Origin of the sequence: Sphingobacterium sp. UGAL515B_05, assembly GCF_033097525.1 — a bacterium.
In the GTDB taxonomy this organism is placed as follows: domain Bacteria; phylum Bacteroidota; class Bacteroidia; order Sphingobacteriales; family Sphingobacteriaceae; genus Sphingobacterium.
Window position 1 is genome coordinate 2,491,154 of sequence record NZ_CP109907.1, and the last position, 23,029, is coordinate 2,514,182.

Genomic DNA, 23,029 nt, shown 5'->3' on the forward strand with positions numbered 1-23,029 from the left:
AGTTTGGGTAATTTACTGGAGGGGAAAATCCAATTATGAGACCTGATATATTTAGAGAGAAATCGCCATTATCTTCCGATGACTGCTTTGTGGTCTTCGATCGGAGAAAATCTTCCTTTACGTTTCCTGTACATATTCACCCAGAATATGAGCTCAATTATGTTGAGGGGGCAGTGGGGGCACAACGTATCATTGGCAACTCGATAGAGTCTATTGGCGAGCGGGATCTGGTACTCATTGCAAGTCCTGAGCTTGAACACGCCTGGAAAGATGGCGATTGCCAATCGAATGATATTCATGAGATTACGATTCAGTTTCACCCTTCATTAATTGAACAGTATCTGGATAAAAAACAGTTTGCAAGTATACAGCAGTTATTATCCAAAGCTTCGCGTGGTGTAGTTTTTGGGAAAGACACAGTAGATCGGGTATTACCGCTGTTACGCATATTGACTTTGGAAAGAGACGGATTCTATTCGGTTATGAAACTTTTGGTGTTGCTGTATGAATTGTCTAAGGGTGAAGATATCCGTGTATTATCCACGGCGACCAATACGGTATTGAGCAATAGCGAATTGATGATGGGACGACTACAAGAATATATCGTTACCCATGTAAATAGAGAATTGAGCCTGCCGATGGTTGCGGCCGTAATGAATATGAGCAAATCAACATTTTCCCGTTTTCTGAAATCGACTACAGGAATGAATTTTACAGATTATCTGCTCGATTTTAGGATCAATATGGCTGTGCGATTACTGAAAGAAGAGACCTTGATTGCCGATATTGTCGAACAATGCGGCTTTAACAGCGTTTCGTATTTCTACCGTGTATTTAAAAAGAAAAAAGGCCTCACTCCCGTCGAGTATAGAAATAGCCTCCGCAAGCAACAGATGATCATCTAGTTTACCGTTATTTATTTCTTATTTTTAAGGCGAGAAAGCGAAAACGATTCTATATGTCTATTTTTTCAGGATACGAAAAGATGCCCGATAAAATTAAGAAAATTGGGCTCAGTGAGAAAGCAATGTCCCAGCTCGGTAAAATAAAATGGGTAGTTACAGAAAAAGTACATGGCGCCAATTTTAGTTTTTCCTATCAACTGGGAGAATTAAAATTTGCAAAAAGAAGAGAATACCTGGAGTGGGCATCCGATTTCTTTGGATATCAGCTTGTCGTAGCGCGTTTGGAAAGCAATATGATGTGTTTGTTTGAACGCCTAAGTTTATCTTATCCCGAAGCGCATTATATTGTATACGGCGAGTTGTTCGGTGGTGTTTACCCCCATAAGGAGGTTGCCGTAGTGCCACACCTGCAAGCTATTCAAACAGGTGTATATTATAGCCCTGATATTCATTTCTATGCCTTTGATATTGCTATTATTGATAAGTTCGGCCAGAAACACTATTTAGATTATCAAACTTCAATCAGCTATTTTGAGGAGTTTGACCTTTTTTATGCTAAACCGCTATTTATAGGGAAGATGAATGAGGCACTAAATTTTAATCTTCGAATGAATTCTAGTATCCCTGGACGTTTGGGCTTGCCAGAACTGAAAGACAACCTCATTGAAGGCGTTGTAATTAAACCTTATGATTCCGAAAAAATGCAGTTGGAACAAGAACGTCCAATTATCAAACTCAAGAATCCTGAATTCAATGAGCAATTAAAATTCCATGAGGCTGAAAAATGGTCTTTTATTCCGGATGTCAGTTCGAAGAGCGAAAATCTTTCTTTCCTTGTGGCGGCCATGCGGACATATGTGACGCAAAACCGGCTCAATAGCGTGATTTCTAAAATTGGGGCCCTAGATCTAAGCAATGTCGACCGGGTTCGCGACCTTCAGTCAGAGTTTCTTGCGGATATTTTTATCGATTTTAACGAACAAAATCAATATATTTTGGATGATTTGACGTCAGAAGACCGTGAATGGATTGACGCAAGGTTGAAGTCCGATATTGATAAAGAAATGCAAAAAGCACGTTCGTCGGGCTTATAATTTTTTTTCAACGGTCTCAACGCTATTTTGTTACTGATTTTTATTGTTCTCCTTACTAGATAATTCAATGTAAGTGAGTCCAAAGTTCAATGAAATAACTTCTTTGTTTCGTAATTGACTGTATTTTAGTCTATTATTTGATTTCTGTTTACTGTTTTTTTTATCTCCTTAGTTTTCCCTTCTATTTTGCGCAATCGTTTGTGTTGACTTTTTCGTGTTTTTTCCAACGGAAATATGAATGAAAAGTACAATACAAATGAGTTGATCTTGCTATTTACGGCATCTCCTTTTCTCTAATTTCGTCAAACAAACCAATAGAAGAATACCAATTAAGTATAGACATATTATACAAACCATCTATTTATTGTAAACCTTAAATACACACAATATGAGAAAAACAGCTTTACTACTCTTACTTTCCACTTATGGGAGCTTAGCTTTTGCACAGCAATCCCAAAAGGTGAGGGGCAAAGTCCTCGATGCGGATAATAAGCCAGTGGCAGGAGCTACGGTCAATATCAAGGGGAGCGCCAGCGGAACGAAAACAGATGCCGATGGTTCTTTTACACTTGATGTTGCGAAAGGCAAAACCTTAAAAATTACCTACGTGGGGATGAAGGAGCAAGAGGTGCTTGTCAATGATGCATCAACCTATAGTATTGTACTTCAGTCGGGCACGGAGTTAGATGAAGTGGTGGTGATCGGCTATGGTACGGTGAAAAAAAGTGATTTGACCGGTGCAGTGGCATCCGTGACGGGCAAGGATCTACAATCTAATTTAGCTAAAAGTGCTGCGGGTGCATTACAGGGCCGCGTTGCCGGGGTGACTGTATCAAATGCCGGTGGAACGCCGGGCGCTGGTATGAGTATCAATATCCGTGGTATAAGCTCTTTGGGCAACAATACACCGCTTTATGTTATTGATGGCGTATTCGGTGACATCAATTTGGTGGATCCAAATGATATTGCTTCCTTGGAAGTATTGAAGGATGCGTCAGCAGCTGCCATCTATGGATCTAGGGCAGCCAATGGTGTCGTCCTTATCACGACTAAAGGTGGGCATAGAGCATCACCCGCTACTGTTGGTATAAATGCCTATACGGGGGTCCAAAGTATTCCTAAGAAATTAAAAGTAATGGATGGTCCACAATGGAAACAATTTATGACGGATCAAAAAGAGCTACCAGTTCAAGCGGAAAGTTTTAATGCGAATACCAATTGGCAAGATGAAATATATCATGTTGCTCCCGTCAATAAAATTAATCTAGATATCGCCGGTGGTGGTGAAAGATCTACTTATAACGTGTCTGCGGGCTATTTGGATCAGGAAGGTATTCTGAAAACAACAGGTTATAAGGCGTTTAACATACGTAGTAAAAATACATTCAGTTTTTTTAATGAACATCTTAGGGTAGGAAATACTTTTTTGGTGAAATCGGGTGATCGTAAATTTTCACATTTGGTCATCACAGATGCACTTCGTCAAAATCCACTGTTACCGATTTATGATTCCAATATTGTTGGAGGCTATTCAACCTATGCCCCATGGATGAAAAACTTGGATAATCCAGTAGGTAACTTAAACTTGAATAATAATCACGTCTACCAGACGGATATTATGTTGAATGGATATGCAGAAGTAGATTTATTTGTTAAGGGTTTGAAATATAGGTTAAACGTTGGGGTTAATAGAACTTCTGGAAGAAATTATGCCAAAGCGGATAGACGTCCCGATGGTACGGCCATATTACAATCTTCACTCAATGAAAGTGCTTTCTTCAATAATCAGTGGTTGATCGAAAATACATTGCATTATGATAATACTTTTGATAAGCACACGATTTCTTTGTTGGCGGGTTATTCCGCTCAAGAAAATACCAATAGAGGATTTGGAGCTTCTAGGCTCAATATTCCTTTTGGTACCGATGCAATTAATGCGGGTGGATTGGATGGTCAAACGACATCTGGAAGCTTGCAGGAAGAGGCACTAATTTCACAGTTTGGCCGTGCTATGTACAGTTACGATAGCCGTTATATGTTGACAGCAACTGTCCGTCGTGATGGCTCTTCCAAATTTGCAGATGGTTATCGTTATGGTGTGTTCCCTTCGGTGGCTTTAGGATGGAATGTGATGAACGAGCATTTCTTTGAAAAGGCAAAAAATACAATCAATGAATTGAAAGTTCGTGCAACTTATGGTCGATTAGGGAATCAAAATATCGCCAATTATACAACACAAAGTCTTACTTCATATGGCTTTAACTACATACAGGGAGGAGCCTTATGGTTGGGATCTAGTACAGGTATCGGCTGGACATCGCCAGTGAATCTAACTTGGGAGGAAACTGAAACTAGCAACGTTGGTCTGGACTTGGCCTTCTTGCAAAATAAGTTGAGCATTAGTACTGATTATTATGTGCGTGATACGAAGGGCATTCTGTTGGGAATCAATCGGCCCTCTTCAGCCGGACTTCAGGGATCACCTATTATGAATGCAGGTACAATTCGAAATAAAGGATTCGAGTTTTTAGCTACCTATAGAGACAAGGTTGGCGAAGTGAATTATAACATCGGGGTAAATGCTTCTACAGTGAAGAATGAGATGAAAGCCGTAACAATTGGTACAGTTCAGGAATTTGGCGGATTTAACCCAAATAACGATGGTACGATTACATGGGCGAAGGTGGGCTATCCAATTGGAGGTTTTTGGCTTATCCAGACTGATGGATTGTTCCAGTCAGATGCTGAAGTTCAGGCCTATAAATCGGCTGATGGTAAGGTGATTCAATCTACAGCCAAAGCTGGAGATATCAAGTTTGTTGACTATAACGGCGATGGGCAGATTAATAATGATGACCGTCAATATGCTGGAAGTCCTTATCCGAAATTAGCTTATGGTATCAGAGGAGGGTTAGATTATAAAGGTTTTGATTTTGCGTTTTTCTTTGATGGCATGTATGGTAACAAGGTTTATAACTATACCCGTGCTCGGATGGAAGGAACCAGTGATATTAATAATTACTCCATAGATCTTTTAAATTCGTGGACACCAAGTAATACCAATACCGATATTCCACGTTATACTCGGCAGGATTTGAATGATAATAAACGACGCGTAAGTGATCGTTGGTTGGAAAGTGGGGCTTTTTTCCGTTTAAAAACAATAGAGTTTGGCTATACTTTGCCTTCTGAGTGGCTAAGCAAAGCAAGCCTGAAGAATGCTCGTGTTTTTGTGGCAGGAGAAAATCTATTTACTGTAACAAAATATAAGGGATACACACCTGATGTAGGGATGAATTCTGATGAGAATGGTGGCGGATCAGGACCTATGACTGCTGGTACCGATTATGGTCGTTTCCCCTTAGCGCGTACTATTATGTTTGGTATACAAGCTAACTTTTAATAGGCGGTTGGTTTAATAGTAAAAAATTTAAAATGACAAAAATGAAAATTTCGATAAAAAGATATACGGTAGCTGCAGCAGTTCTTTTGTTTATGGGAAGCTGTAGCAAGGATTTTCTAAATCGTACCAATCCGAATCTCCCTGTTGAGGCAACTTATTGGACAACAGAGGCAGATGCGGTGGCTGCGATTCCAACAATCTATTCTCCCATCCGTAATCAAATGTATGGTTATTATGGCGCATTTACAGGCTATCAGACAATGAACCGCGCTGACGATATGTGGTTTTTGGTTGGCGAAGAACCTCATACTTGGCAGCTAATCAATTTTATTAATACACCTGGAACGGGGGGGAGTGATTTCGGGAGTCTATACAATGGTATTAACAGAGCCAACGTATTTATGAAAAATATAGACCGGGTGACAATGGATTCCGAAAAAAAGAAGCAGCTGATCGGTGAAGTTCGTTTTCTACGAGGGATGTACTATTTTTTATTGGCGGCTAATTATGGTGATGTTCCCTTGCGTTTAACACCAGCTACAGATGAACCTAATGGTGAGAATATTGCATCGTCACCTGAAGCGGAGATTTGGAAACAGGTGATCTCTGATTTTAAGGCTGCCAAAGATGGGTTGCCGGTCAGTAGGCCTTCCTCAGAATCAGGAAGGGTAACCAAAGGCGCTGCTATCGCTTACCTGGGGAAAACGTTGGTCTATAACAAACAATACGGAGAAGCTGAGACAGAGTTGAAGGCCTTGTTGACGGCACCATATAATTATGATTTGGTGGACAATTTTGAGGATAATTATAAGGAGACAACTAAGTTCAATAAGGAATCGGTTTGGGAACTAGCTTATGATGGGCGTCTCAGTGCCGGTGGCGTTTGGGGAGACGATTGTGCTTCCTGTCAGCTAGGATTTGTATTACCTAATTTTGCTGGACCTGGTGCCAGCGGTGCTTGGTTCAAACTGGTGCCTGGTATTTCTGTTGTCCGCGACTTTATCTCAGAAGAACGTCCAGCAGGGTCGGATACTCGTTTTGACAAGCGTATGTACGGCAGTTTTTACTGGAAATATTCTGATTATGAAACGGGCCTAACCGACGGCGCATGGTATGGTAATCTTTCTTTTGATGATCTTTGGAAAGAATCTTTGAGTAAAATTTCAGTTAACGCTGGACTTGTATATCCGACTATTAATGGAAAGGCAGGGCGCTTCCTACTTAAAAAATATACTAATTTTTATATCAATAAATCTGGCTCTAATAGTATGTATGATGCCGCAAATCGAAATAACAATCTTCGTGTGTTTCGTTTTGCAGAAGTATTGTTGCTTCACGCTGAGGCTTGTGTGAAAAATGGGAATTTGGCCGGAGCAGCATCTAGCTTAAAACGCATTCGTGATCGAGCTGGATTGGCTAATAAAACTTGGGCAAATGCGGATGCACTAATGAAGGAAGTTGTGAAGCAAAATGAATTGGAGTTTTTCTTCGAAGGTCATCGTTTCTTTGATTTGAAACGTTGGTATACACCGACAGAAATGAAACAGATCTTTGTGGATAATAAAAAGCAAGGGGCAGATAATTTCCAACCTAAGCATTATTACTTGCCTATTCCAGAGGGAGAAATAAATACAAACTCGAAGATCCAACAGCATCCGTTGTGGCGATAGGCTCGGCAATGCTTTCGAAAGCTTGATTGACACTGAAAAATTTCTTCTCGATTCCACAGTTGAGTGTTAGTTTTTCCGGTGGAGGGTAGACGCCCTCTGCCGGAATATTTTTTTAAATTTCTTTTAAATCTAATAAAATATGATTGCAATACAGCGAATATGTAGCATTTATACTGCTTCGATTTTGTCTGGTATGTGCTTGGTTCTGTTGTTGTTTTCCTGTAAAAAGGACCAGGGAAATGCACCCGAATTGCCTACTAAGCTGGCGTTGACATCAAAGATTGAAACAGGCGAACTCTTAATCAAAGTCAATCAGAATACACAGGAATATATCTTCAATTTTGAAAAAGGAGCCATAAATATTCCTGTCCAAGATATCGTCAAGATGACTCCTAATCCGGATCGATGGGTTACTAATCTCACATTCAGTGACGGTTCGGAACTGACTGTGCCTACAAAAGGAACTTCACTCGATTTTATGGTTGAAGCAATCCGGCTCGATCCTTCAGGATACAACCCCTTATCGGCCTTAGTAGATGTTGGATTGCCAACCTTTGGTCGTGTAAGGGTGCAAGTACATGGTAAACATGGTGAACTAGGCAACATCACACATCTTTGCACGAGTGAAACACAACGTCAAAGTGTTCCTATATTCGGGTTGTACGCAGATTATGATAATGTCGTTGATCTTACTTTTACTGATTTCGCAGGTAATGAGCGAGGAAGTACTACTGTTCATATCCGTACTCAGCCACTTAAGGTAGCAGATTTTCCAAGATGGAAGATTGTGAAGAGTCAAACGGAAAAAATGGAACCTGGTTTAAATTTGGTGAGTTATCCTGGCCAGAGTGAGCTAGATACTTCTCTGCCTTATATGATTGATAGTGAGGGTGAGATACGTTGGTTGTTGCTGTTGAAGAAATCACCTGATTTACAAAAATTTGCTGGATCTATAGGTCTTAAGCGAACAAAAAAAGGAACCTTCATCGCCGGCGATCAATCTGTACAACGTGTGGTTGAAATGGACATGTTTGGTAATTTGATCAATCAATGGGATCTCGCAAGACTAGGCTATGGATTCCATCATGAAATTACCGAATCTGCTAATGGAAATTTCCTGATCAATGTAACCAAAGTTGCAGCCCATCTAAATAATGGAGAGCCGCGCGTTAACGATCATATCATTGAACTGAATCCTCAAACAGGTAGTTTGGTAAATGAATGGGATCTTGCCAAGCAGCTCGATACAACGCGTTATATCAGGCCAGATGGTATTACACCACCGGCATTCTCACAGAGTCCAAACAACTGGGTCCATAACAATTCAATTACAGAAATTGGAGAGAATTTATTGGCTACAGCACGCTATCAGGGGATTTTCAGTTTTAACCATTCGGGAGTGACGCAATGGATTATATCCCCCCATAAAAATTGGGGAGCTAAATACCAGACCTTGTTGCTGAAGCCAATTGCCGAAGATGGTACAGCAATTACAGACCCAGCAGTGATCAATGGGGATGCTGCAGTTGCAGGTTTTGATTGGCCGTGGGGGCCGCATACACCTGTCGCGTTGGCCAATGATCGTATTTTAGTCTTTGATAATGGATATAATCGGCAATGGAAATCAAATTTTGCTCCCGGTGTGATCAGCTATAGCCGGGTCGTGGAATACAAGGTTGACCTGACCAATAAAACAGTACAGCAAGTATGGTCTTATGGAAAGGATCGTGGAGAAGAGGGATTTTCACAGGCCATATCAGGGGTACAATATCTGCCAAAGACGGGACATGTGTCGTTTTGTCCAGGGATGGGAGTCAAAACAAGTATAGGGATAGGCGGACGTGTTGTAGAAATTGATCCAAAAACAAAGGAAGTGATATTCGATCTTGAGGTCGCTACTGGTAGCGGTACAGCATTCCATCGTGTGACACGTATGCCGCTTTATCCCGAAAACTTGTAAAGTAACTATTTTTTTGAACTGAACTAAATTTATGGCCGAATCATTTGAACGTCAGCAAGCTTATATTATCGAATCACAACGCTTATTACTGGAGAGAGCCAATGTTGAACTGTCTAATCCAGGAAAAATTGTTAAGCGTTATTTATACCCTGTTATTACCAAAGAACATATCCCCTTGACCTGGCGTTATGATTTTAATCCATTGACAAACCCGCTTTTTCTAGAGCGAATCGCCTTCAATTCAACAATGAATGCAGGGGCACTCTACTGGCAAGGAAAGTATCTGTTGTTTGTTCGTGTGGAAGGGACAGATCGGAAATCATTTTTTGCAATTGCAGAAAGTGAAAATGGAGTGGATAATTTCCGTTTTTGGGATCAGCCATTGGTTCTTCCGGATTTGGATCAAGAGGAAACAAATGTATATGATATCCGGCTGACCGCTCATGAAGACGGTTGGGTGTATGGTATTTTTTGCAGTGAAAAACGCGATGTAGCAGCTGCTCCCGGGGATCTCTCCAGTGCCGTTGCTTCAGCAGGCATCATTCGATCCAAAGATTTGAAGCACTGGGAGCGTTTACCCAATCTGAAAGCGAGCAGTCAACAGCGAAATGTCGTTTTGCACCCTGAATTTGTACAGGGGAAATATGCCCTCTATACACGGCCACAAGATGACTTTATCCTAGCAAAACGTGGTGGCGGAATTGGCTGGTCATTGATTGATGATATTAAAAATGCCGTTGTTGTTGAAGAACAAATTATCAACAAACGTTTTTATCATACCATTAAAGAACTGAAAAATGGTGAGGGACCTGCACCTTTAAAAACGGCGAAAGGGTGGCTGCACCTTGCTCATGGCGTGCGTGGCACGGCTGCGGGCTTACGCTATGTGCTCTATATTTATCTGACAAGTCTGGACGATCCAAGCCAATTGATCGCCGAGCCTGCGGGGTATCTGATGGCTCCGGAGGGAGAAGAACGGATCGGTGATGTTTCCAATGTGTTGTTTTCTAATGGTTGGATCATGAATGCCAATGGTATGGTTTATATCTACTACGCATCGAGTGATACACGAATGCATGTTGCGGTATCCTCGGTTGACCGGCTTTTGGATTATTGCCTTAATACTGCACCCGACGGCCTTCGCTCGGCAACCTCGGTTGACAATGTCCTCCAGCTTATTGGTCGCAATGCGCTATATACCATGGAATCTGAAATTTGTTCCCGAAATGATGTGAAACGAGCCTGATAATAGATGTGAAATTGAAAGCCGACCTTCTATTTTAGATCGCATAGCCCGGCTTGTCGTTAGTTATATAAAGCTTATTGTTAGTTATAAAATCGATATTTAGGAGTGTAAAAATGAAAAATCTGATTAAGTTTTATGGGGTGATTGCTTTACTCTTGCTGTGTTTGACGGTGAAATCTCAGGCCGATCAACCGCTAAAGATAATTTCTTACAATATCTGGAATGGATTTGAACATACGAAAACAAAAGCGGATAAATTTGTCCATTGGATGGAACGACAGCAACCGGATATTGTTGCTTTAGAAGAACTGGTCGATTTTAAACAGGCCGATCTTCAACAGCTGGCCGAATCCTACGGACATCATTACAGCGTCTTACTCAAGGAAAAGGGCTATCCGGTAGGAATTACATCTCGCTATCCGATTACCCTGATCAAAGCTCAGGTGGATGGGTTTTGGCATGGTATGCTGCATGTTAAAATTAAAGATATTGACATTATAGTCACACATCTCAGCCCTTTTTCCTGGAAGTATCGATTAAAAGAAGCACAGCAGATTGTAGATTATATCAAAAGTAATTCCTTGAATAACTGTATGATCCTGGGTGATCTCAATGCTTATTCCCCATTGGATGCAATTTGGCTGGAACACAAAGCACCACTAAGAAAGAATTTATCGAATTGGGATCAAGCGCATCCAGAATATGGCAATATGCGTGGCCAGCGTTTTGATTATAGTGTGCTGTCGACTTTTATTGCAGCAGGCTTTGATGATTGTATCGGACGTACTGTATTTCCGGAAAATAAGCGGGTCAGTTTTCCAACAGCAACACTATATGGCTGGAATTGGGGTGACAGCCGATTAGCTGAAGTGTCGGAAAGGCTAGATTATATCTTATTGTCGGAACGATTGTCGCCTTTGGTTCAGCAGGTCGAAGTGCACAATGGTCCTGATCTCGAAGGAATATCAGATCATTACCCAGTTTCGGTCGTAATTGGCCAATTGGAGAAATAGAAATATAATTGTAGATTGCGGTTGACCACGAGAAGAATATTCATGGAACTTTCCGTAATAGATATAGTGATCATTGTCTGTTATTTGCTGACGATGATTGTCATTGGCCTGATTCTTAAAAAGCGAGCTTCTAAGGATCTCGACTCTTATTTCTTGGGAGGGAAGTCACTTCCTTACTATATGCTTGGTATTTCTGATGCATCGGGGATGTTCGATATTTCGGGCACGATGTGGATGGTTTATCTTGCCTTTGTCTATGGCCTCAAGAGTATGTGGATTCCTTGGTTATGGCCTGTCTTTAATCAGATTTTCCTGATGGTTTACCTTTCGGTATGGCTGCGGCGTTCAAATGTGTTGACAGGTGCTGAATGGATCCGGACCCGTTTTGGGCATGGTAAGGGTGCAGATGGAGCTTACACCATCGTCATTCTATACGCCATTGTAGCGGTATTGGGTTTTCTATGTTATGGATTTATCGGAATCGGTAAATTTATGGAGGTATTCTTCCCCTGGGAACAGCTTTCGCGCTTCATTCCGTTAACTATTGACCCAATGAATGTTCCCCAGTTATATGGCATATTTTTTACCGCTATTACGACATTTTATGTCATGCTTGGCGGCATGCATAGTATCGTTTGGGCAGATATGGTGAAGTTCGGAATCATGATTGTATCCGGCATTGCAATCGCAGTGATCGCAATACAGCAGGTAAGTCCTGAGTTGTTGGCCGCCAATACACCCGCGGGATGGGACTCTCCCTTCTTTGGCTGGCATTTGAACATGGACTGGAGTAATGTACTCCCTTCTATTATGGACAGAATAGCCCATGATCAATACAATCTGTTTACCATATTTGTGATGATGATGCTTTTCAAAGGTATTTTCATGAGTATGGCCGGGCCCGCGGCCAACTACGATATGCAAAAGATTCTTGCTTGTCGGTCACCAAAAGAGGCCGCATTAATGAGCGGTTCGGTATCTGTTATCTTGCTGATCCCACGTTATCTGATGATCATGGGTTTTACGGTGTTAGCGCTTGTGTTCTTTCGGGATGAATTTACAGCAATGGGAAGCCATATGGATTTTGAGATCATATTACCCAAAGCAATTAGTCGTTTTGGGAAGGTTGGATTGACAGGTTTATTATTGGCTGGACTGCTGGCTGCTTTTATGTCTTCTTTTGCTTCAACGATAAATGCAGCACAAGCGTATTTGGTCAATGATGTCTTGCTGAAATTTTTTTATCGTTCGGCTTCGCCTAAAAAACAGATTCGTTTGAGTTATATTGTTTCTGTTTCTGTGGTTGTCTGTAGCACGATCATCGGATTATATGTCCAAAACATCAATTCGGTACTACAGTGGATCGTTTCGGCACTCTATGGTGGATATATTGCCGCGAATGTGCTTAAGTGGCATTGGTGGCGATTTAATGGGACCGGATTTTTTTGGGGAATGTTGACTGGTATATTCGGCGCAATTATTCTGCCTCAGTTTTTCCCACATACTTTGCCGCTTTATTATTTCCCCTTTTTGTTTGTCCTATCCTTACTGGGCTGCCTACTTGGAACTTGGTTATCTAAGCCAACAGCGGAATCGGTGTTGGTCGATTTTTATGTTCGTGTTCGCCCCTGGGGATTTTGGGGGCCAATTCACCAAAAAGCATTGCAGAAATACCCCGATCTTAAAGCGAACAATCACTTTAAGCGCGATCTATTTAATGTTGGGGTGGGGATTATATGGCAATGCTGTTTGACCTTAATTCCGATGTATATTGTTATTCAACAGGGACAGGGTTTACTAACTAGTATACTGATATTAGGTATTACCACACTGATTCTTAAAAAGAACTGGTATGATAAGATGTGCCGCGATGAGGCCGAATACGATGCTTTTATGACAAAATATGGGATGAATAAAGCGGATTGATAAGCAAATAAGTTTTTTTTAAAAAAATAGGGCTGAAAAAGCGAAGAATGATGTAATCGGACGGTCTGTTGTTTGATTAAAAAATCGTTCGATCGTACCGATTACATTGATAATGCGTTTTTAATTTAGTTGCTCGCTTTAACCGTAAATGGAACAACATACTGTCCCCATTCCAAGGAGATAGTGCCTTGCGGAGTAGCGTTGATCTTAAATTGTTCCTGTGAGGTACTTGCAGTTGCGTTGCTTACGGAAACGCGGAGCGCATCTTCGTTGGCATCATATTTTGTTCCCCACTGATTCCACACTTTATTAAACATAATTGTTGTTTCGTGTTCCCCAGGGATGCTGTAAAGACCATATTTTCCAGCGGCTAATTTTTTGCCTTCAACCAATACATCTTTATTAAATTCGATGGTGGTCGCTTCATTCGCTCCAGTACGCCATACAATGCCGACAGGGGCGATATCAACACCAAGCTGACGGCCTTTCAAAGAAGGGCGGCTATAATTAATGTCGATCGTGACACCATCGGTGGTGGTTACTTTGGTGTTGTCTGGAGGACTCGGGCGTTTACTTTTGTCGGTCTGAGCAAAGGTAAGTTGACCTATTAAGGTCAGGATTGTTAAAATTAGTACTCTCATTTTGCGTATATTATTGATTAAACAATTAAATATAAGGTTTTTAAATTATGGAATTGTTAGTTTTTTTTGAAGACTTTGGGTGAGGTATTTTGGTTATATAAACGGGAAAAGCCAGGATATGAATCACTGGCTCTTTTCATTTATACCTATTATTTAAACAAGATATTCAAATAGTGTCTGGTCTTTGTTGATTTCAATGACATCAAACTTGTATTCTTTCATGCGTTCAATCAATGTTTCGTAATCCTCAGGCTTGTTGAGCTCAATGCCGACTAGCGCTGGACCTCTTTCGCGTTCGGTTTTTTTGATAAACTCAAAACGGGTAATATCATCCTTAGGTCCCAATACTTCAGAAACGAAGAGTTTTAATGCGCCTGGGCGTTGTGGGAAACGAACGATAAAATAATGTTTGTATCCTTCGTAAAGCAGAGACAATTCTTTGATTTCACTCATGCGGTCGATATCGTTGTTTCCACCGGATATGATACAGACGACTTTCTTGCCTTTAATTTCATCTTTGTGAAATTCAAGAGCAGCTACCGATAAAGCACCCGCGGGCTCAACGACAATGGCATCCTTATTATACAGCTCTAGGATACAGGTACAGATCTTTCCTTCAGGAATAGAGCGTGTATCATCCAACAATTGTTTGGCAATTTCAAATGTCGTTGCACCGATCTTTTTAACGGCGGCCCCATCAACAAATTTGTTGATATGCTCGAGCTCGATCGGTGCGCCATGTGTCAAAGCCGCTTGCATAGAAGGAGCTCCTTCGGGTTCAACGCCATAACATTTGATCGCTTTGTTTTTACTCTTCAGGTAATAACTTGCTCCCGCGGCAAGTCCACCGCCACCAATTGGGATAAATATGGCATCCATATCGGGAAGATCTTGTAAAGCTTCAACGGCCACAGTACCCTGTCCTTCCACAACTTTGAGATCATCAAATGGCGGGATGAAAGTCATGCCATGCTCTTCTGTGTAAGCCAACGCCGCTTTTTGACAGTCATCAAAAGTGTCTCCGGTCAAGATAATCTCTACATTACCGTTACCCCACATTTCCGTTTGTGAGATCTTTTGGCGTGGTGTCGGACCCGGCATAAATATCACACCTTTGATGTCGAGTTTATTGCAGGAGAAAGCAACGCCTTGGGCGTGGTTACCTGCACTCGCACATACAACGCCGCGTTGTCGCTCTTCCGCTGTTAAGGAGATAATTTTATTGTAGGCACCGCGTAATTTATAGGAACGTACGACTTGTAAATCTTCCCGTTTGAGATAGACTTCGGCACCGTATTTTTCGGACAGATGCCGATTATATTGAAGCGGTGTTCTGTTGACCACAGACTTGATGCGGTCAAGTGTAGCTTCTGAATTGATGTTTAAGGTTGATAGATTCATTGTTAGATGATTGCCTAGTTAAGGTAGCAAATAAAACGCAGATATTCGCTGTTATATGAGAGATTCTACCTATACAGTGTTTAAATTTAGTTGATTTTGAATGGAAGACCGTCTGAACACATGCTAAAATAATAATCAGCTATGTGTCATGTGGATCTTTTTAAAAAAATGTACTTATGATAAAAAAAGGCTGCATCTGCAGCCTTCCTTTTTTTATATTTTTTCCTGGATGAGGCTTTTTAGGTCATCATCACAAATATTTTTCTTTTCGTCGGCTAAAACCAGGAAACGTTGATAGCAATCTGCTAAATCATCTTTTTCAAGATGGAAACCTAAACGCTCCAAATGGTGCTTAAGGGCATGTCTACCTGAACGAGCTGTCAAGATAATATCAGCTTCATCCAAACCAACATCTTCTGGTCTGATGATCTCATAGTTTTCGCGGTGTTTTAGGAAACCATCTTGGTGAATACCCGAGCTATGCGCGAAGGCATTACGGCCAACGATTGCTTTATTCGGTTGGACAGGCATGTTCATCATTTCACTTACCTTGCGCGATAAGTACGTAAACATGCGGCTATCGATGTTTGATGTTAAGCTTCCAAACGACTGGTTGTGTACTTTAAGGATCATGGCTACTTCTTCAAGCGAGGTGTTTCCGGCACGTTCACCGATACCGTTGATTGTACATTCTACCTGGCGGGCTCCATTTTGAATGGCAGCGATAGAATTTGCTGTTGCAAGTCCTAGGTCATTGTGACAATGTGCGGAAATAATTGCCTGATCGATATTGCGCACATTCTCCTTGAGATACTTGATTTTTGACCCATACTGATCCGGTAAACAATAACCGTTTGTATCAGGGATGTTGACCACCGTAGCACCAGCCGCAATGACCGACTCAACCATTTTAGCTAGAAATTCCAAGTCTGCGCGACCAGCATCTTCTGCATAAAACTCGACATCTTCCACATAGGATTTGGCATGTTTTACAGCCGCAACAGCACGTTCTAAAATTTCTTCTCTTGTGCTGTTGAATTTATATTTGATATGCATGTCCGAAGAACCAATACCGGTATGGATACGTGGGCGTTTGGCATATTTTAATGCCTCAGCAGCTACGTCAATATCGTTTTGATTGGCACGGGTCAATGCACATATAATAACATCGTTCACCGCTTTAGATAATTCTACCACCGATTGAAAATCACCAGGGCTAGACACTGGGAAACCGGCTTCGATAATATCTACCCCTAGTTTTTCCAGGTCTTTAGCAATCTCAATTTTCTCCGGAGTGGTTAATTGGCAGCCTGGTACCTGTTCGCCATCACGTAAGGTGGTGTCGAAAATGTAAAGATGATTAGGATCGTGTAACATAATTTCTTAATTCAAAAGATTTACAAATTAAAAAGGGTATACTATTTAATAAACTCCAATACTTTTTCACCCATTTCCTGAGTACCTAAGATTTTTGAAGCTTCTGTGCTGCTGTTGGCAATATCACCGGTTCTCCAACCCGCTTTTAATGTTTCAGCTACAGCGTTAGTAACAGCTTTTGCTTCTTCCTGTAAACCAAAACTAATATCAAGCATCAAGGCTGCAGATAAAATCGAAGCAAGTGGATTTGCTTTGTTTTGGCCAGCGATGTCATGAGCAGAACCATGAATAGGTTCGAAGAAGCCTGTGCCATCACCTACGGAAGCAGAAGCCAACATACCCATTGAGCCTGCGATCTGTGACGCTTCGTCTGTCAAGATATCACCAAAAAGATTGGCTGTCAATACCACATCGAATTTCTTCGGATTTTTAACCAATTGCATGGCTGCATTATCGATAAACATGTGCTCGGTTTCAACATCTGGATATTCTTTTGCGATTTCCTGTACAACTTCTCTCCACAGGCGGGATGTTTCCAATACATTGGCCTTATCAACAGAGCATAATCTTTTGTTACGTGTGCGTGCTGCATCATAAGCTTTACGCGCGATACGTTCAACCTCGTAACGGTGGTAGTTCATCAGATCTGACGCAAAGGTGTTGTCCTCATTGCGGTTTTTTTCACCAAAATACACATCACCTGTCAATTCACGGAAGAAAAGGATATCTGTACCTTGAAGAATTTCAGGCTTTAAACTCGAAGCATCCAATAACTCGTCGAATAAAAGGATTGGACGAAGATTTGCATAAAGACCTAGTTCTTTACGGATTTTCAACAAGCCTTGTTCAGGTCTTACTTTAGCAGAAGGATCATTATCATACTTGATATGGCCAATGGCGCCGAAAAGGATCGCATCAGAAGCTTTTGCTTTCGCTAATGTTTCATCAGGAAGAGGATTGCCCGTAGCTTCAATTGCAGTATGGCCCATGATAGCTTCATCAAAGCTGAATTCATGACCATAATTTTCACCGATTTTTTCTAAAACTTTTTTACCCCAAGTTGTTACTTCTTGGCCGATGCCATCTCCAGGTATGATTAAAATATTTTTCTTCATTGTATTTTTAGTATTGAGCTATCAGCGATATGTATATTGAAACTTTGGAAGATAGGCCTAAGCCCTATTGTAATGTCTTTATTTTTGACTTTTGATTCCCAGTGTTTTGCCGATAGCTTGATTCTCTTTTTATTTTTTTGTTCTTGTTTTCGAATTAATTGAAGTTTTCCACATTTTTTATGTTGATAAAGACTCTTTTTTGTGGATAACTTTGGATACAGCCTTTACTTCTCCTTTTTCCAACACGATTTTATGGTCAATGCACGTTGGAAGTTGTGTCTGGAAGTGCCCTACATAAATGAGCGTTTGGCCACTTTTACTGAGGTCATCAATGACATCGTTGAAATACTGGGTCTGCTCTTTATCTAAGCCTTGACAAGGTTCGTCCAAAATCAGCAATTCTGGATGCTTCACGATCGTGCGGGCCAATAGGGCCAAACGTTGTTGGCCTAATGGTAACGACCCCAAGGTTTTGTGTTTGACCTCTTTAAGGTCAAAAAAATGGAGAATTTGCTCGAGCTTTTGCTGTTGTTCAAATCCTAATCGTTGGTATAGGCTCATGGAATCAAAAAATCCAGAAGCAATAGTCTGCCCAACGTTGGCATTCATATCATAGTACCAATGCAATTCTGGCGATATAATACCCAAATGTTCTTTGATATCCCAAATGCTTTCTCCAGATCCTCTTTTTTTGCCAAAAAGATGGATATCATTGGCATAGGCCTGTGGATGATCGCCGTTGATTAAACTGAGCAACGTGGATTTTCCTGAACCATTATGCCCTTGTAATAACCATTTTTCGCCGGCTTTTACTTCCCAGTCAATATTCTTTAAGACTTGTTTTTCGCCATAGGAGATATTGATCTTGTTCATTTTTACCATGATCGGAGAAGTTACTTCAGGTACTCGTTGCAGAAAATAGGGTAGTGCCTTTCTTGTGCGGGGTAATCCTCTGGATAGCTCATTGCTATTTTGGCGAATAACAATCTTCCCATGCTGGATCTCTGCAAAACGATTGATGCAGCTTGGTTGTTCATCATCATTACTAATGAGCAACAAAGAAACGCCTTTATCTGCAAGTTGATCGAAAATCTGATTGAGATCTTCCCGAGACTGTGCATCTAGTCCTGTATAAGGCTGGTCGATAATGAGCACCTGAGGTTGAAGCCACAGCGCTTTGATCAATTGCAGCCTCTTGTGTTCGCCACTCGAAAGTTCAATCAACTGTTGATCTTTGAAATTTTCGAATCCGAAAATGTTCAGGTAAGAACGTACGTTTTCAAAAGAAAGCTGTTCTTCTTGCGCAAAATGTTTCAACTCAGCAAAAACCGTTAATGTATCGTTTTTTGCAAATTTGTTATAGCGCTGTTGGTAATAGAAATTGCGGTCGCCTTCAAGATTGGTAAACTGAAACCAATTGGAAACGTAGTGAATTTTTGCCGGCAGTGGGCTTGTTGGATCAAGGTGGAATGTAATCTCGCCTTCATACTTCAATTGCCCGGCAATCGCTTTTGCAAGGGTGGTTTTTCCTGTACCGCTCGGACCGCCTAAGATCCATTGTTCGCCAGGAAAAATTTGCCAATTTAAGTCGTGCAGTACGGTATCTTTACCGTACTGAATGGTTAAATTGGCAATATGGACGACAGGATCTACCATTGTCTGTTTGCTTCAAATGCTTCGATTGAATCTTTCTGGTTAAGGATAAAATCAATGTCATCATATCCATTGATCAAACATGATTTTTTGTATGGATTGATTTCAAACTCAAATTGATCACCTGTCTCTGTCAACATGACTGTTTGTTTCTCCAGATCGACGATTATTTCAGTTTTAGGATTTTGGTGCACCAATTCGAAAATTTTTGCCAAAAACTCTTCGGGTACCTGAATTGGTAATACACCATTGTTAAGAGCATTTCCTTTGAATATATCGGCAAAGAATGAGCTGATGACCACGTCAAAACCATAGTCTTGAATAGCCCATGCAGCATGCTCGCGGCTTGAACCACAACCAAAGTTTTTACCGGCAACCAATATTTTCCCTGTATAGGTCGGGTTGTTCAATACAAAGTCAGTTTTAGGCTGATTGTCTGTATCAAAACGCCAGTCGCGGAATAAATTATCACCAAAACCTTCACGCGTGGTTGCTTTTAGAAAGCGTGCGGGAATAATTTGATCGGTATCAATATTTTCGATAGGTAGAGGGACTACCTGTGACGTTAAAGTTTCAAATTTTTTCATTTTTTTCTGCTTAGATCAACTCTCTTACATCTGTTACTTTACCTGTTACTGCCGCAGCTGCTGCTGTCAAAGGAGATACCAGCATGGTGCGGGCATTCGGTCCCTGACGCCCTTCGAAATTTCTATTTGAAGTCGAAACGCAATATTTACCAGCAGGGATTTTATCTTCGTTCATACCTAAACATGCGGAACATCCGGGTTCACGTAACTGGAATCCTGCCGCTTCAAATATTTTATCCAAGCCTTCTTCTTTAGCTTGTTTTTCTACTTGTTTTGAGCCCGGTACAATCCATACTTCCACGTCTTGTGCTTTTTGCTTGCCTTTAACGAATGAAGCTACTTCACGTAAATCTTCAATACGGGAATTGGTACAACTTCCGATGAACACATAATCAACACGGTTGCCTAAGACTGTTGAATCATCTTTAAAGCCCATGTAATCCAATGCTTTTTGGTACGATGGTCTTTCTGATTCCGGTTGTGCACTGGTTGCTGGAATATGCTCCGCGATACCCATACCCATGCCTGGGTTGGTACCATAAGTAATCATTGGCGCAATGTCTGCAGCATCAAAAGTCAACACTTTATCAAAAATGGCATCTTCGTCAGAATACAATGTTTTCCAGTACGCTAGGGCTTTATCCCATTCCTCACCTTTCGGTGCGAATTCACGGCCTTCTACATAGTCGAAAGTGATCTGATCCGGAGCAATTAAGCCTCCACGTGCACCCATTTCGATACTCATGTTACAAATGGTCATACGTGCTTCCATGCTTAATGAGCGGATCGCTGAACCAGCATATTCAATAAAGTAACCCGTACCACCCGCAGCAGAGATTTTGGAGATGATATATAGGATGATGTCTTTTGCCCCAACGCCTTTTTGAAGGGTACCGTTGACTTCAATTTTCATTGTTTTTGGCTTCGACTGCAATAAACATTGCGTCGCGAAGACCTGTTCAACCTGAGAGGTTCCAATACCAAAAGCAATAGCTCCAAATGCACCATGTGTTGAGGTATGACTATCGCCACAGACCATCGTTTTACCTGGTAGGGTGATCCCCAGCTCCGGACCAATAACGTGTACAATCCCTTGGTATGGATGCCCCAAACCATATAACTCAATACCAAATTCAGCACAATTTTTGGTGAGCATATCAACTTGATAACGGGATAGCTCTTCTTTGATCGGTAAATGTTGATTGAGGGTCGGTACGTTGTGGTCGGCAGTAGCTACCGTTTGTTTTGGACGAAAAACTGGGATTCCTCTTTTACGCAAGCCATCGAAAGCTTGAGGTGAAGTAACTTCATGAATCAAGTGGGTATCGATATATATAATATCCGGAAAACCTTCTTCACGCTTGACGACGTGCGCATCCCAAATCTTTTCTACTAATGTTTTTGACATTTTTTATTCTCTCTTATGTTATTTTTATATGAACCAAGGTGATATTGCAAATGTCTCAATATCACCTTGGTTTCAATATACTAAATTACGAAATATTCATGATTTTTGGAGCATGTATAATCTCGTATGAACTTTTAAACAGTTTTGATCGCTTTCATTGCGGTCATCGCTTTACGCAATTTGCGACCAACGATTTCTACAGGGTGATCGCGCAAAATTTCATTGATAGCAACCAATTGTGCGTTGTCAACTGCAGCGTCTCTGCCCTCGTTGAAGTTTTTACCTACTAAGTCCGTGTCAACAGTTTTCATGAAGTCTGCTAATAACGGTTTACAAGCCTGATCGAATAAGTAACAACCATATTCAGCTGTATCAGAAATCACACGGTTCATCTCGAACAATTTCTTACGTGCGATTGTGTTCGCGATCAATGGTGTTTCGTGCAATGATTCATAATACGCTGACTCAGGTTTGATACCCGCTTCAACCATTGTTTCGAATGCCAATTCAACACCTGCACGGATGAATGCAACCATTAATGTATAGTTATCGAAATATTCTTGCTCGTTGATTTTAACATCACCAGCTGGCGTTTTTTCAAATGCAGTTTCGCCCGTTTCAGCTCTCCATTTCAATAGGTTAGCATCACCGTTTGCCCAGTCTTCCATCATCGTCTTGCTAAAGTGGCCTGACATGATATCATCTTGGTGTTTTTGGAATAAAGGACGCATGATGTCTTTCAGTTCTTCGGAGATCTCAAAAGCTTTCACTTTCGCAGGATTGCTCAAACGATCCATCATACCGCTTACACCACCATGTTTCAAGGCTTCCGTGATAACTTCTACACCATATTGTACCAATTTGGATGCATAACCAGCCTCAATTCCTTTTTCGACCATTTTGTCAAAAGATAAGATCGATCCTGTTTGCAACAATCCACAAAGAATCGTTTGTTCACCCATCAAATCTGATTTTACCTCAGCTACGAATGAAGACTTCAATACACCAGCTTTGTGTCCACCTGTCCCTACACAGTACGCTTTTGCTTCAGCCCAGCCTTTTCCTTGTGGATCATTCTCTGGGTGAACGGCGATCAAAGTCGGAACACCAAAACCACGAAGGTATTCTGCACGAACCTCAGAACCCGGACATTTTGGAGCAACCATGATAACCGTAATATCTTTACGGATCTGCATACCTTCTTCAACGATGTTGAAACCGTGTGAATACGATAACGTAGCGCCTTCTTTCATCAAGGGCATTACCGCATTGATTACTGAAGTGTGTTGCTTATCTGGTGTCAAGTTGATAACCACATCCGCAGTAGGGATCAATTCTTCGTAAGTGCCTACGTTAAAGTTGTTGTCCGTAGCATTTTTCCAAGAATCTCTTTTTTGTTCAATAGCCTCTTTACGTAATGCATAAGAAACGTCCAGTCCGCTATCTCTTAAGTTTAAACCTTGGTTCAAGCCTTGCGCACCACATCCTACGATTACGATTTTTTTACCTTTTAAAGCGTTTACACCATCCGTGAATTCGGTGTTGTCCATGAATTCAGCGTGACTTAATTGTTCTAACTGCTCTCTAAGCGGTAAGGTGTTGAAATAATTTGCCATTGTTTTACTTTCTT

At 41.2% G+C, this 23,029-nt stretch carries 16 protein-coding genes; 8 read left to right on the forward strand and 8 right to left on the reverse strand.

The features are described 5' to 3' along the window. Positions 1–35: 35 nt before the first annotated feature. The 8 genes from OK025_RS10065 (at position 36) to OK025_RS10100 (ending at position 13,217) form a co-directional block, all read left to right on the forward strand. Entirely contained in the window at positions 36–905 is an 870-nt protein-coding gene (locus tag OK025_RS10065) for an AraC family transcriptional regulator (protein WP_317669355.1), read from the forward strand. Positions 906–958: 53 nt separating this feature from the next. Beyond that, positions 959–1,999: an RNA ligase family protein gene (locus OK025_RS10070; protein WP_317669356.1), complete on the forward strand. Its 1,041-nt coding sequence runs from the start codon at positions 959–961 to the stop codon at positions 1,997–1,999. A 388-nt stretch (positions 2,000–2,387) separates the two neighbouring features. After that, complete coding sequence (locus OK025_RS10075) at positions 2,388–5,402, forward strand: TonB-dependent receptor (protein ID WP_317669357.1); 3,015 nt, start codon at positions 2,388–2,390, stop codon at positions 5,400–5,402. Positions 5,403–5,443: 41 nt separating this feature from the next. Next, a complete protein-coding gene (locus OK025_RS10080; protein WP_317669358.1) occupies positions 5,444–7,072 on the forward strand; it encodes a RagB/SusD family nutrient uptake outer membrane protein in 1,629 nt (542 codons plus the stop codon). 139 nt (positions 7,073–7,211) lie between these two features. Further along, complete coding sequence (locus tag OK025_RS10085) at positions 7,212–9,032, forward strand: aryl-sulfate sulfotransferase (RefSeq protein WP_317669359.1); 1,821 nt, start codon at positions 7,212–7,214, stop codon at positions 9,030–9,032. A 31-nt stretch (positions 9,033–9,063) separates the two neighbouring features. Further along, a complete protein-coding gene (locus OK025_RS10090; protein ID WP_317669360.1) occupies positions 9,064–10,278 on the forward strand; it encodes a glycosidase in 1,215 nt (404 codons plus the stop codon). Between the two features lie 113 nt (positions 10,279–10,391). Beyond that, positions 10,392–11,291 (forward strand): endonuclease/exonuclease/phosphatase family protein, encoded by a 900-nt coding sequence (locus OK025_RS10095; RefSeq protein WP_317669361.1) that lies wholly within the window; start codon positions 10,392–10,394, stop codon positions 11,289–11,291. A gap of 42 nt (positions 11,292–11,333) precedes the next feature. Beyond that, complete coding sequence (locus OK025_RS10100) at positions 11,334–13,217, forward strand: sodium:solute symporter family protein (RefSeq protein ID WP_317669362.1); 1,884 nt, start codon at positions 11,334–11,336, stop codon at positions 13,215–13,217. A 125-nt stretch (positions 13,218–13,342) separates the two neighbouring features. On the opposite strand, the gene OK025_RS10105 is transcribed toward OK025_RS10100, so the two are convergent. From OK025_RS10105 to ilvC, 8 genes are all read right to left on the reverse strand, one after another. After that, positions 13,343–13,858 carry a DUF2911 domain-containing protein gene (locus OK025_RS10105; RefSeq protein WP_317669363.1) on the reverse strand — a complete coding sequence of 172 codons (516 nt, stop codon included), beginning with the start codon at positions 13,856–13,858 and terminating at the stop codon, positions 13,343–13,345. 153 nt (positions 13,859–14,011) lie between these two features. After that, positions 14,012–15,259, reverse strand: a complete 1,248-nt coding sequence (ilvA, locus tag OK025_RS10110) for a threonine ammonia-lyase IlvA (protein ID WP_075994373.1) — start codon at positions 15,257–15,259, stop codon at positions 14,012–14,014. A gap of 213 nt (positions 15,260–15,472) precedes the next feature. Then, the gene (locus OK025_RS10115) at positions 15,473–16,636 is read right to left on the reverse strand and encodes a 2-isopropylmalate synthase (protein ID WP_286832229.1); all 1,164 of its coding nucleotides are present in this window, start codon (positions 16,634–16,636) and stop codon (positions 15,473–15,475) included. 41 nt (positions 16,637–16,677) lie between these two features. Next, the gene (leuB, locus tag OK025_RS10120; RefSeq protein ID WP_088163110.1) at positions 16,678–17,751 is read right to left on the reverse strand and encodes a 3-isopropylmalate dehydrogenase; all 1,074 of its coding nucleotides are present in this window, start codon (positions 17,749–17,751) and stop codon (positions 16,678–16,680) included. A gap of 177 nt (positions 17,752–17,928) precedes the next feature. Next, on the reverse strand, positions 17,929–19,407 hold the full coding sequence (locus OK025_RS10125; RefSeq protein WP_317669364.1) for an ATP-binding cassette domain-containing protein: 1,479 nt from the start codon (positions 19,405–19,407) through the stop codon (positions 17,929–17,931). Next, the gene (gene leuD / locus OK025_RS10130; protein ID WP_317669365.1) at positions 19,401–19,991 is read right to left on the reverse strand and encodes a 3-isopropylmalate dehydratase small subunit; all 591 of its coding nucleotides are present in this window, start codon (positions 19,989–19,991) and stop codon (positions 19,401–19,403) included. The genes OK025_RS10125 and leuD overlap by 7 nt, the downstream gene beginning before the upstream one ends. Before the next feature lie 10 nt (positions 19,992–20,001). Next, on the reverse strand, positions 20,002–21,399 hold the full coding sequence (gene leuC, locus OK025_RS10135) for a 3-isopropylmalate dehydratase large subunit (RefSeq protein WP_120335007.1): 1,398 nt from the start codon (positions 21,397–21,399) through the stop codon (positions 20,002–20,004). 134 nt (positions 21,400–21,533) lie between these two features. Then, positions 21,534–23,015: a ketol-acid reductoisomerase gene (gene ilvC / locus OK025_RS10140; RefSeq protein WP_201669670.1), complete on the reverse strand. Its 1,482-nt coding sequence runs from the start codon at positions 23,013–23,015 to the stop codon at positions 21,534–21,536. Positions 23,016–23,029: the final 14 nt, after the last annotated feature.

Bases quoted from the DNA above. Each gene is read 5' to 3' on its own strand.
- OK025_RS10065 (WP_317669355.1), top strand. From the start codon at position 36: ATGAGACCTGATATATTTAGAGAGAAATCGCCATTATCTTCCGATGAC.
- OK025_RS10070 (WP_317669356.1), top strand. From the start codon at position 959: ATGTCTATTTTTTCAGGATACGAAAAGATGCCCGATAAAATTAAGAAA.
- OK025_RS10075 (WP_317669357.1), top strand. From the start codon at position 2,388: ATGAGAAAAACAGCTTTACTACTCTTACTTTCCACTTATGGGAGCTTA.
- OK025_RS10080 (WP_317669358.1), top strand. From the start codon at position 5,444: ATGAAAATTTCGATAAAAAGATATACGGTAGCTGCAGCAGTTCTTTTG.
- OK025_RS10085 (WP_317669359.1), top strand. From the start codon at position 7,212: ATGATTGCAATACAGCGAATATGTAGCATTTATACTGCTTCGATTTTG.
- OK025_RS10090 (WP_317669360.1), top strand. From the start codon at position 9,064: ATGGCCGAATCATTTGAACGTCAGCAAGCTTATATTATCGAATCACAA.
- OK025_RS10095 (WP_317669361.1), top strand. From the start codon at position 10,392: ATGAAAAATCTGATTAAGTTTTATGGGGTGATTGCTTTACTCTTGCTG.
- OK025_RS10100 (WP_317669362.1), top strand. From the start codon at position 11,334: ATGGAACTTTCCGTAATAGATATAGTGATCATTGTCTGTTATTTGCTG.
- OK025_RS10105 (WP_317669363.1), bottom strand. From the start codon at position 13,858: ATGAGAGTACTAATTTTAACAATCCTGACCTTAATAGGTCAACTTACC.
- ilvA (WP_075994373.1), bottom strand. From the start codon at position 15,259: ATGAATCTATCAACCTTAAACATCAATTCAGAAGCTACACTTGACCGC.
- OK025_RS10115 (WP_286832229.1), bottom strand. From the start codon at position 16,636: ATGTTACACGATCCTAATCATCTTTACATTTTCGACACCACCTTACGT.
- leuB (WP_088163110.1), bottom strand. From the start codon at position 17,751: ATGAAGAAAAATATTTTAATCATACCTGGAGATGGCATCGGCCAAGAA.
- OK025_RS10125 (WP_317669364.1), bottom strand. From the start codon at position 19,407: ATGGTAGATCCTGTCGTCCATATTGCCAATTTAACCATTCAGTACGGT.
- leuD (WP_317669365.1), bottom strand. From the start codon at position 19,991: ATGAAAAAATTTGAAACTTTAACGTCACAGGTAGTCCCTCTACCTATC.
- leuC (WP_120335007.1), bottom strand. From the start codon at position 21,399: ATGTCAAAAACATTAGTAGAAAAGATTTGGGATGCGCACGTCGTCAAG.
- ilvC (WP_201669670.1), bottom strand. From the start codon at position 23,015: ATGGCAAATTATTTCAACACCTTACCGCTTAGAGAGCAGTTAGAACAA.